This window comes from Mycobacterium sp., assembly GCF_050701515.1.
Classification (GTDB): domain Bacteria; phylum Actinomycetota; class Actinomycetes; order Mycobacteriales; family Mycobacteriaceae; genus Mycobacterium.
Window position 1 is genome coordinate 1 of record NZ_JBOGDB010000291.1, and the last position, 9919, is coordinate 9919.

Genomic DNA, 9919 nt, shown 5'->3' on the forward strand with positions numbered 1-9919 from the left:
CCGTCCGATCGTGGAGGCGGTCGCCGCCCGCGGCGCGGCCGCCGCGCTGGAGTTCGGCGAGTCGTTCGACGGTGTGCGGCCCCCGCAGGTCCGCGTACCGGCCGCCGAGCTGCAGACCGCACTCGACGGGTTGTCATCGAACGTCCGCGCGGCGCTGCGGGTCGCCATCGAGCGGGCCCGCGCCGTGCACGCCGACCAGCGGCGCACCGACACCACGACGACGCTGGCGCCCGGCGCCACGGTCACCGAGCGCTGGGTCCCGGTCGAACGGGTCGGGCTGTACGTGCCGGGCGGCAACGCGGTCTACCCGTCCAGCGTGGTGATGAACGTGGTGCCCGCCCAGACCGCCGGGGTGGACTCGCTGGTGATCACCAGCCCACCGCAGGCCGAGTTTGACGGGCTGCCGCACCCCACCATCCTGGCCGCCGCCCGTCTGCTCGGCGTCGACGAGGTGTGGGCCGTGGGCGGCGCGCAGGCCGTGGCGCTGCTGGCGTACGGCGGAACCGACACCGACGGCGCGGAACTGGCACCGGTCGACATGGTCACCGGCCCGGGCAATATCTATGTGACTGCGGCCAAGCGGATCTGCCGCTCGGAGATCGGCATCGACGCCGAGGCCGGCCCCACCGAGATCGTCATCCTGGCCGACCACACCGCCGATCCCGGGCATGTGGCCGCCGACCTGATCAGTCAGGCCGAGCACGACGAGATGGCCGCCAGCGTGCTGGTCACCCCGAGCGCCGAGCTCGCCGACGCCACCGAGCGTGAACTGGCCACGCAGCTCGAAACGACGGTGCATCGCGAACGCGTGACCGCCGCGCTGACCGGGCGCCAGTCGGCGATCGTGCTCGTCGACGACCTGGACGCCGGCATTCAGACCGTGAACGCCTATGCCGCCGAGCACCTGGAGATCCAGACCATCGACGCGCCCGGTGTCGCGGCCCGGATCCGTTCGGCCGGTGCGATCTTCGTCGGCGCGTGGTCGCCGGTCAGCCTCGGCGACTACTGCGCGGGCTCCAATCACGTGCTCCCGACCGCGGGCTGTGCCCGGCACTCCAGCGGACTGTCGGTGCAGACCTTCCTGCGCGGCATCCACGTCGTCGACTACACGGAGGCGGCGCTCAAAGACGTGACCGGGCATGTGATCACGCTGTCCGAGGCGGAGAATCTGCCGGCCCATGGCGAGGCGGTGCGCCGGAGGTTCGAACGGTGATGAGCGGCTCGCGCGAAGAACAGACAACATCGACCGACACTCCCGGACGCCGCGTGACGCTGGCCGACCTGCCGTTGCGCGATGACCTGCAAGGCAGGGTTCCCTACGGCGCACCGCAACTCGCGGTGCCGGTGCGGCTGAACACCAACGAGAACCCGCACCCGCCAACCCAAGCCCTGGTGGACGACGTAGCGAGTTCGGTCCGCGCCGTCGCGGGCGATCTGCATCGCTATCCCGACCGCGATGCGGTGGCGCTGCGCACCGACCTGGCCGCGTACCTGACCGCCCAGACCGGTGTCGAGGTCGGCGTGGAAAACCTGTGGGCCGCCAACGGTTCCAACGAGGTCCTGCAGCAGCTACTGCAGGCGTTCGGCGGTCCGGGCCGCAGCGCGATCGGCTTCGTGCCGTCGTATTCGATGCACCCGATCATCGCGGGTGGCACCCAGACCGAGTGGCTGGTCGCCAACCGTGCCGACGACTTCAGCCTCGATGCCGAGGTCGCGGTGCACGCGATCAAGGAGCACAATCCCGACATCGTTTTCGTCGCGAGCCCGAACAACCCGTCGGGCCAAAGCGTTTCACTCGACGAATTACGCCGGCTGCTCGAAGCCATGACCACCGGAATCCTGATCCTCGACGAGGCCTACGGTGAGTTCTCGTCGCAGCCGAGCGCGATCAACCTCGTCGGCGAGTTTCCGACCAAGCTCGTCGTGACCCGCACCATGAGCAAGGCCTTCGCGTTCGCCGGCGGCCGGCTGGGTTATCTGATCGCCGCCCCCGCGGTGGTCGACGCCATGCTGCTGGTGCGGCTGCCGTACCACCTGTCATCGATCACTCAGGCCGCCGCCCGCGCCGCGCTGCGGCACGCCGACGACACCTTGGCCAGCGTCGCAAAGCTGATCGACGAACGTGAGCGTGTGACGGAAGCATTGACTGGCATCGGATTTCGAGTGATCCCCAGCGATGCGAACTTCGTGTTGTTCGGCGAATTCACCGACGCACCGGCGACCTGGCGGCGCTACCTGGACGCCGGCATCTTGATCCGCGACCTCGGTATCCCCGGTTACCTGCGCGCCACCATCGGACTGGCCGTGGAGAACGATGCGCTGCTGGACGCCAGCGCACGGATAGGAGCACAGTGACCAAGCACCGTCGCGCGAAAGTCGAACGCAAGACCAAGGAATCCGACATCGTCGTCGAGCTCGACCTGGACGGCAGCGGCGTCGTCGACGTCGACACCGGTGTTCCGTTCTACGACCACATGCTGCACTCGCTGGGCAGCCACGCCAGCTTCAACCTGACCGTCCGCGCCACCGGCGACGTCGAGATCGAGGGACACCACACCATCGAGGACACCGCGATCGTGCTGGGCCAGGCGCTGCGCGAGGCGCTCGGCGACAAGAAGGGCATCCGCCGGTTCGGCGACGCGTGGATCCCGATGGACGAAACGCTCGCGCACGCCGCCGTCGACGTGTCCGGGCGCCCGTACTGCGTGCACACCGGCGAGCCGGAACACATGCTGCACACCACGATTGCGGGCTCGGAGGTCCCGTACCACACCGTGGTCAACCGGCACGTGTTCGAGACCATCGCGATGAACGCGCGCATCGCGCTGCACGTGCGGACGCTGTACGGCCGCGACCCGCACCACATCACCGAGGCGCAATACAAGGCGGTGGCCCGCGCGCTGCGTCAGGCCGTCGAGTTCGATCCCAGGGTGACGGGCGTGCCGTCCACCAAAGGCACACTGTGACAAGGAAGTCGGTCGTTGTCCTGGACTACGGTTCCGGCAACCTGCGGTCGGCTCAGCGGGCATTGCAGCGCGCCGGCGCCGACGTCGAGGTGACGCCCGACGCCGACGCGGCCGCATCGGCAGACGGGCTGGTGGTGCCCGGTGTCGGCGCGTTCCACGCGTGCATGGACGGGCTGCGGGGCATCGGCGGGGACAAGATCATCGCCGAGCGGGTATCCGCCGGACGGCCGGTGCTCGGGGTGTGTGTCGGCATGCAGATCCTGTTCGCGCGCGGCGTGGAATTCGGGGTCGAGGCGCAGGGTTGCGGCCAATGGCCCGGCGCCGTCGTCCGCCTCGACGCCCCGGTGATCCCGCACATGGGCTGGAACGTCGTCGACGCCGCGGCGGGCAGCGCGCTGTTCAAGGGCCTGGACCCGACCACCCGGTTCTACTTCGTGCACTCGTATGCCGCGCAGGCCTGGGAGGGCAACCCCGACGCGCTTTTGACCTGGGCCACCCATCATGTGCCGTTCCTCGCCGCCGTCGAGGATGGACCGCTGGCCGCCACCCAGTTCCACCCGGAGAAGAGCGGCGATGCCGGCGCCACGCTCCTGACCAATTGGGTGTCGGACCTGTGAGGACGCTAGGTTGTCCGCCGTGCCGTTGATTCTCTTGCCCGCCGTCGACGTGGTTGACGGCCGTGCCGTGCGGCTGGTGCAGGGGCAGGCCGGCAGCGAAACCGAGTACGGCTCCGCGCTGGACGCCGCGATGGGTTGGCAGCGCGGCGGCGCCGAATGGATCCATTTGGTCGACTTGGATGCCGCGTTCGGCCGAGGGTCGAACCGCGAATTGCTGGCCGAGGTCGTCGGCAAGCTCGATGTTGCCGTAGAGCTCTCCGGCGGCATCCGTGACGACGAATCGCTGAAGGCCGCGCTGGCTACCGATTGCGCGCGGGTGAATCTCGGCACCGCGGCGCTGGAGAACCCGGAGTGGTGTGCGCGGATGATCGCCGAGCACGGCGACGCGGTGGCCGTCGGGCTGGACGTACGCATCGTCGACGGCGAGCACCGGCTGCGCGGCCGAGGCTGGGAGACCGACGGCGGCGACCTGTGGCCGGTGCTGGAACGCCTTGACAACCAGGGATGTTCGCGATTCGTCGTCACCGACGTCACCAAGGACGGCACCCTGACCGGGCCGAATCTCGAGCTATTGGCCGGTGTCGCCGAACGCACCGAGGCCCCGGTGATCGCATCGGGCGGTGTGTCAAGCCTCGACGACCTGCGCGCCATCGCCACCCTCACCGGCAGCGGAGTGGAGGGCGCGATCATCGGAAAGGCGTTGTATGCCGGGCGATTCACGCTGCCGCAGGCGCTGGCCGCGGTAAGGCAGTAGGCGGCGATGGCGCTCAGCAAGGCCGACCTCGCGGTTCGCATCATCCCGTGCCTGGACGTCGACGAGGGCCGGGTGGTCAAGGGCGTCAACTTCGAAAACCTCCGCGACGCCGGCGATCCCGTCGAACTCGCCGCGGCCTATGACCGGGAGGGCGCCGACGAGCTGACATTCCTTGACGTGACAGCGTCGTCGTCGGGGCGAGCCACCATGCTGGAGGTGGTGCAGCGCACCGCCGAGCAGGTGTTCATCCCGCTGACCGTCGGCGGCGGGGTGCGTTCGGTCGCCGACGTCGACGTGCTGCTGCGCGCGGGTGCCGACAAGGTCGCCGTCAACACCGCGGCGATCGCGCGCCCGGAACTGCTGGCCGAGCTTGCCCGCCAGTTCGGCTCGCAGTGCATCGTGCTGTCGGTCGACGCCCGCACGGTTCCGCAGGATTCGGAACCGACGCCGTCGGGTTGGGAGGTGACCACGCACGGCGGACGACGCGGCACCGGCATCGACGCCGTCGAATGGGCGGCCCGCGGTGCCGAGCTCGGGGTGGGGGAGATCCTGCTGAATTCGATGGACTTCGACGGCACCAAGGCCGGATTCGACCTGCCGATGCTGCGGGCCGTGCGCGGCGCCGTCACCGTGCCGGTGATCGCCAGTGGTGGAGCGGGCGTGAAGGAACATTTCGCTCCTGCCGTTGTTGCAGGTGCCGACGCCGTGCTGGCCGCCAGCGTTTTCCACTTCCGGGAGCTGACCATCGGCGAGGTGAAGGCGGCGATGGCGGCAGAAGGGATCGTCGTCCGATGAGCGCTTGCGCGAAGAGCAGAGGGCCGAGATGACACTCGATGCGAACATTGCGTCGCGGCTCAAGCGCGACGCCAACGGGCTGGTCACCGCGGTCGCGCAGGAGCGCGACACCGGCGCGGTGCTGATGGTGGCGTGGATGGACGACCTCGCGCTGGCCCGCACGCTGGAGACCCGCAAGGCGACGTATTACTCGCGCTCGCGCGGCGAGCACTGGGTCAAGGGCGAGACGTCTGGCCACACCCAGCACGTGCACTCGGTGCGGCTGGACTGCGACGGTGACACGGTGCTGCTGGAGGTCGACCAGGTCGGCGCCGCCTGCCACACCGGCGACCACACTTGCTTCGACGCCGACGTGCTGCTCGGGCCGGAGGATTAGTTTCGAATGCCGGCACCTCGGTAAACCTCTGGGTATGTCCCTCCCCGTCGCCGTCGGGTCGGGCGGCACAGAATTGCTCGGCGACCTCGAGGTCCCGCCGAATTCCGTTGGCCTGGTCGTCTTCGCTCATGGAACGGGCAGTTCCCGCTTCAGCCCCCGCAATCGCCTCGTTGCTCAGCTGCTGAGGGACGACGGCTTCGCCACCCTGCTACTGGACCTGCTCACCGAGAGTGAGGAACAGACCGATCTGCGAACCGGCGAACTCCGGTTCGACGTCGGCTTGCTCGCCGACCGCGTGCTCTCGGCGCTCGACCGAATGCGCGAACACCAGGCCGTTAAGGGCCTTCCGGTGGGGCTGTTCGGTGCGAGCACCGGCGCCGCGGCGGCCCTGATCGCCGCCGCCGGAGACCAGTCGGTGCGGGCTGTGGTGTCGCGTGGTGGCCGGCCGGATCTCGCCGGCGACGCCCTGCATGACGTCGAAGCGCCGACGCTGATGATCGTTGGCGGCCGAGATCCCCGGATCCTCGAGGCGAATCGTCTGGCCAGTCGCGAAATGTCGGCGGACCAACACATCGAGGTGATTCCCGGCGCCACGCATCTTTTCGAAGAGCCCGGCGCGCTGGAGCGGGTCGCCGAGCTTGCCGCCGCCTGGTTTACGCGGTATGTCCGTCATTGATATGTGGGCACCCATCGTGCCCTCCGCCGAGATCGCCTGCCACTTCAGCCGTCGGGCGGTGCACCCAATTCTGCGTGAGGGCTGTGATTCTCGGCGCGCAACGACCCTGACGCAGAAATCAACGAAAATCGCGACGGCTTACGCGCTCTGCCGCTGCCGCAGAACCTCCAGCGCCTTGTCGGCGTGCGTGTCCATGCTGAACTCGCTGGAGATGACATCGAGCACGGTCCCGTCGGTGTCGATGACGAACGTCGTCCGCTTGACCGGCATCAGCTTGCCGAGCAGCCCGCGCTTGACGCCGAACTGGCTGGCGACCTTGCCGTCGGAGTCGGACAGCAGCGGATAGTCGAAGTTCTGGGTGTCGGCGAACTTCGCCTGCTTGGCGACCGGATCGGTGCTGATGCCGACACGCGAGGCGCCGACGGCGGCGAACTCGCCGGCGAGGTCGCGGAAGTGGCAGGCCTCCTTGGTACAGCCGGGTGACATCGCCGCGGGATAGAAGAACAACACGATGGGGCCGTCGGCGAGCAAAGCCGAGAGGCTTCGCGCCGCGCCCGTCTGGTCTGGCAATTCGAACTCTGCTACCCGGTCACCACGTTTCATGGACGTCACGCTACGCCGGTCGCCGGTCGCCGGTCTGGGAGGATTAGAACGTGCAATCGACCGCCAACCTCGCTGTCACCACGTCGCGCGAGGACTTCCGGGCGCTGGCCGCCGAGCACCGAGTGGTGCCGGTGACCCGAAAGGTGCTGGCCGACAGCGAGACGCCGCTGTCGGCGTACCGCAAGCTGGCCGCCAACCGTCCGGGCACGTTCTTGCTGGAATCGGCCGAGACCGGCCGGTCCTGGTCGCGGTGGTCGTTCATCGGCGCCGGTGTCCCGTCCGCGCTGACGGTCCGCGACGGCGAGGCGGTATGGCTGGGCGTCACGCCGCAGGACGCGCCGCGCGGCGGCGATCCGCTACAGGCACTGCGGGCCACGCTGGAGCTGCTGGAGACCGCGGCGCTGCCCGGCTTGCCACCGCTGTCGTCGGGGTTGGTCGGCTTCTTCGCCTACGACCTGGTGCGTCGGCTGGAACGGCTGCCCGAACTGGCCGTCGACGACCTCAACCTGCCGGACATGCTGCTGCTGCTGGCCACCGACGTCGCCGCCGTCGACCACCACGAGGGCACCATCACCCTGATCGCCAACGCGGTGAACTGGAACGGCACCGACGAGCGCGTCGACTGGGCCTACGACGACGCCGTCGCGCGGCTGGACGTGATGACCGAGGCGCTCGGCAAGAACTTGTCGTCCACGGTGGCCACCTTCAGCCGGCCCGAACCGCTGCACCGCGCGCAGCGCACCATCGACGAATACGGGCAGATCGTCGAGCGGCTGGTCGGTGAAATCGAGGCGGGCGAGGCGTTCCAGGTGGTGCCGTCGCAACGGTTCGAGATGGACACCGACGCCAACCCCATCGACGTCTACCGGATGCTGCGGGTGTCCAATCCCAGCCCGTACATGTACCTGCTGAATGTGCCCAACGAGTCTGGCGGACTGGACTTTTCGATCGTCGGGTCGAGTCCCGAAGCACTTGTCACGGTCAAGGACGGCCGGGCGTCGACGCACCCGATCGCCGGGACGCGGTGGCGCGGCGCGACCGAGGAAGAGGACGTGCTGCTCGAGAAGGAGCTGCAGGAAGACGAAAAGGAACGCGCCGAGCACCTGATGTTGGTGGACCTCGGCCGCAATGATCTGGGCCGGGTCTGCGTGCCCGGCACGGTGCGGGTCGAGGACTACAGCCATATCGAGCGCTATAGCCACGTCATGCACCTGGTGTCGACGGTGACCGGATTGTTGGCCGAGGGCAAGTCCGCGCTGGACGCGGTGACCGCGTGCTTCCCCGCGGGAACCCTGTCGGGCGCGCCGAAGGTGCGGGCCATGGAGCTCATCGAGGAGGTCGAGAAAACCCGCAGGGGCCTGTATGGCGGCGTGCTGGGCTACCTCGACTTCGCCGGCAACGCCGACTTCGCGATCGCCATCCGCACCGCGCTGATGCGCGACGGCACCGCCTATGTGCAGGCCGGCGGGGGAGTCGTGGCCGATTCGAACGGGCCCTATGAGTACACCGAGGCCGCGAACAAGGCCAAGGCGGTGCTCAACGCCATCGCCGCGGCGGAGACGCTGACCGAGCCGTGACCCGGACCGCGCAGGTAGCGCTGGTGCTGGCGGCACTGGCACTGTGGATCGCGTCCCGCCTCACCTGGGTCGAGGTGCGGTCCTTCGACGGGCTCGGCCAGCCGAAGACCGCGGTGCTGTCCGGGGCGTCGTGGTCGACGGCGCTGATCCCGCTGGCGCTGCTGTTGCTGGCCGCGGCGGTCGCTGCGCTTGCGGTGCGGGGGTGGATTCTGCGGTTGCTGGCGATCCTGGTCGCCGTGGCGAGCGCCGGTATGGCCTACCTGGCGGTCAGCCTGTGGGTGATCCGTGATGTGGCGGTCCGCGGCGCCGACCTTGCGCAAATCCCGGTGGCGTCGCTGGTCGACAGCCAGCGGCACTACGGGGGCGCGGTGGTGACTCTGGTGGCCGCGGTGTGCGCGCTCGTCGGCGCGGTGCTGCTGATGCGCTCGGCGGCGATCGCGACGTCCGGTGCGGGCAAGTACGCCGCACCCGCAGCGCGGCGGGCGGCGGCACAACACGACGAAGCCGCCGACGCGATGTCGGAGCGGACGCTGTGGGATGCCCTCGACGAGGGTCGCGACCCCACCAAACCCGACACCGAGGGTCGGTGACGGACGGTGCTGCCGCTACGGCTACCCTTCGGTGAAGATCGTCCGGGAGCGATTCGGCACGCACGCGAAGGGAGTCGACGGGTTATGACTTCGGCGACCGTGCTCGACTCCATCATCGACGGTGTCCGTGCCGACGTCGCCGCTCGTGAGGCCGTCGTCAGTCTCGCTGAGGTAAAACAAGCCGCGATGGCTGCCGCGCCACCGCTGGATGTGATGGCGGCGTTGCGTGAGCCCGGCATCGGCGTCATCGCCGAGGTGAAGCGGGCGAGCCCGTCGCGAGGAACTCTTGCGTCGATCACCGATCCGGCGAAGCTGGCACGAGCTTACGAGGACGGCGGGGCGCGCATCGTGAGCGTGCTGACCGAAGAGCGCCGGTTCGGCGGCTCGCTTGACGACCTGGATGCGGTACGCGGCGCAGTGTCAATCCCGGTGCTGCGCAAGGACTTCATCGTTCGGCCGTATCAGATTCACGAGGCCCGCGCGCACGGCGCCGATATGCTGCTGCTGATCGTGGCCGCACTCGAGCAGTCCGCGTTGGTGTCGATGCTGGATCGCACCGAGTCGCTTGGGATGACCGCACTCGTCGAGGCGCACACCGAAGAGGAGGCCGATCGCGCGCTACAGGCCGGCGCCAAGGTGATCGGTGTCAATGCGCGTGACCTGAAGACCTTGGACGTCGACCGGGATTGCTTTGCGCGGATTTCTCCCGGGTTGCCGACAAACGTCATCCGCATCGCAGAATCGGGTGTCCGGGGCCCCGCCGATCTGTTGGCCTACGCCGGTGCGGGCGCCGACGCCGTGCTCGTCGGCGAGGGTCTGGTCACCAGTGGTGATCCGCGCGGCGCCGTCGCCGATTTGGTTACCGCAGGCACGCATCCGTCCTGCCCGAAACCCGCACGCTGAGAAGTGGCCGATCTCGCCGGCCCGGATCTGCCGCATTCCAGCGCGGCCGTCGCCGAACCGAC

12 protein-coding genes are annotated in these 9919 nt (G+C 68.9%); 11 read left to right on the forward strand and 1 reads right to left on the reverse strand.

The features are described 5' to 3' along the window. The 8 genes from hisD to ACRDU5_RS21550 all read left to right on the forward strand — a co-directional run. Positions 1–1213, forward strand: a 1213-nt coding sequence (hisD, locus tag ACRDU5_RS21515; RefSeq protein ID WP_526617018.1) for a histidinol dehydrogenase, incomplete at its 5' end; no start/stop codon positions are given. Further along, positions 1213–2355, forward strand: coding sequence for a histidinol-phosphate transaminase (locus ACRDU5_RS21520; RefSeq protein ID WP_526617019.1), 1143 nt, complete (start codon positions 1213–1215; stop codon positions 2353–2355). The genes hisD and ACRDU5_RS21520, both read left to right, overlap by 1 nt. After that, a complete protein-coding gene (gene hisB, locus ACRDU5_RS21525) occupies positions 2352–2966 on the forward strand; it encodes an imidazoleglycerol-phosphate dehydratase HisB (RefSeq protein ID WP_526617020.1) in 615 nt (204 codons plus the stop codon). Before ACRDU5_RS21520 ends, hisB begins: the two co-directional genes overlap by 4 nt. Continuing rightward, entirely contained in the window at positions 2963–3583 is a 621-nt protein-coding gene (hisH, locus tag ACRDU5_RS21530) for an imidazole glycerol phosphate synthase subunit HisH (protein WP_526617021.1), read from the forward strand. Before hisB ends, hisH begins: the two co-directional genes overlap by 4 nt. A gap of 19 nt (positions 3584–3602) precedes the next feature. Further along, complete coding sequence (priA, locus tag ACRDU5_RS21535; RefSeq protein WP_526617022.1) at positions 3603–4337, forward strand: bifunctional 1-(5-phosphoribosyl)-5-((5-phosphoribosylamino)methylideneamino)imidazole-4-carboxamide isomerase/phosphoribosylanthranilate isomerase PriA; 735 nt, start codon at positions 3603–3605, stop codon at positions 4335–4337. A gap of 6 nt (positions 4338–4343) precedes the next feature. Then, entirely contained in the window at positions 4344–5132 is a 789-nt protein-coding gene (gene hisF / locus ACRDU5_RS21540) for an imidazole glycerol phosphate synthase subunit HisF (protein WP_526617023.1), read from the forward strand. 28 nt (positions 5133–5160) lie between these two features. Further along, the gene (gene hisI, locus ACRDU5_RS21545; protein WP_526617024.1) at positions 5161–5508 is read left to right on the forward strand and encodes a phosphoribosyl-AMP cyclohydrolase; all 348 of its coding nucleotides are present in this window, start codon (positions 5161–5163) and stop codon (positions 5506–5508) included. Positions 5509–5542: 34 nt separating this feature from the next. Beyond that, positions 5543–6184, forward strand: coding sequence for a dienelactone hydrolase family protein (locus tag ACRDU5_RS21550; protein ID WP_526617025.1), 642 nt, complete (start codon positions 5543–5545; stop codon positions 6182–6184). Positions 6185–6322: 138 nt separating this feature from the next. On the opposite strand, the gene ACRDU5_RS21555 is transcribed toward ACRDU5_RS21550, so the two are convergent. Beyond that, entirely contained in the window at positions 6323–6787 is a 465-nt protein-coding gene (locus ACRDU5_RS21555) for a peroxiredoxin (RefSeq protein ID WP_526617026.1), read from the reverse strand. Between the two features lie 50 nt (positions 6788–6837). On the opposite strand from ACRDU5_RS21555, the gene ACRDU5_RS21560 reads away from it, so the two are divergent. The 3 genes from ACRDU5_RS21560 to trpC all read left to right on the forward strand — a co-directional run bounded on the left by ACRDU5_RS21560 (position 6838) and on the right by trpC (position 9857). Next, positions 6838–8364, forward strand: coding sequence for an anthranilate synthase component I (locus ACRDU5_RS21560; RefSeq protein ID WP_526617027.1), 1527 nt, complete (start codon positions 6838–6840; stop codon positions 8362–8364). Next, on the forward strand, positions 8361–8954 hold the full coding sequence (locus ACRDU5_RS21565) for a TIGR02234 family membrane protein (protein WP_526617028.1): 594 nt from the start codon (positions 8361–8363) through the stop codon (positions 8952–8954). The genes ACRDU5_RS21560 and ACRDU5_RS21565 overlap by 4 nt, the downstream gene beginning before the upstream one ends. An 84-nt stretch (positions 8955–9038) precedes the next feature. Beyond that, complete coding sequence (gene trpC / locus ACRDU5_RS21570) at positions 9039–9857, forward strand: indole-3-glycerol phosphate synthase TrpC (RefSeq protein WP_526617029.1); 819 nt, start codon at positions 9039–9041, stop codon at positions 9855–9857. The last annotated feature ends 62 nt before the right edge of the window (positions 9858–9919 follow it).

Bases quoted from the DNA above. Each gene is read 5' to 3' on its own strand.
- ACRDU5_RS21520 (WP_526617019.1), top strand. From the start codon at position 1,213: ATGAGCGGCTCGCGCGAAGAACAGACAACATCGACCGACACTCCCGGA.
- hisF (WP_526617023.1), top strand. From the start codon at position 4,344: ATGGCGCTCAGCAAGGCCGACCTCGCGGTTCGCATCATCCCGTGCCTG.
- hisI (WP_526617024.1), top strand. From the start codon at position 5,161: ATGACACTCGATGCGAACATTGCGTCGCGGCTCAAGCGCGACGCCAAC.
- ACRDU5_RS21550 (WP_526617025.1), top strand. From the start codon at position 5,543: ATGTCCCTCCCCGTCGCCGTCGGGTCGGGCGGCACAGAATTGCTCGGC.
- ACRDU5_RS21555 (WP_526617026.1), bottom strand. From the start codon at position 6,787: ATGAAACGTGGTGACCGGGTAGCAGAGTTCGAATTGCCAGACCAGACG.
- trpC (WP_526617029.1), top strand. From the start codon at position 9,039: ATGACTTCGGCGACCGTGCTCGACTCCATCATCGACGGTGTCCGTGCC.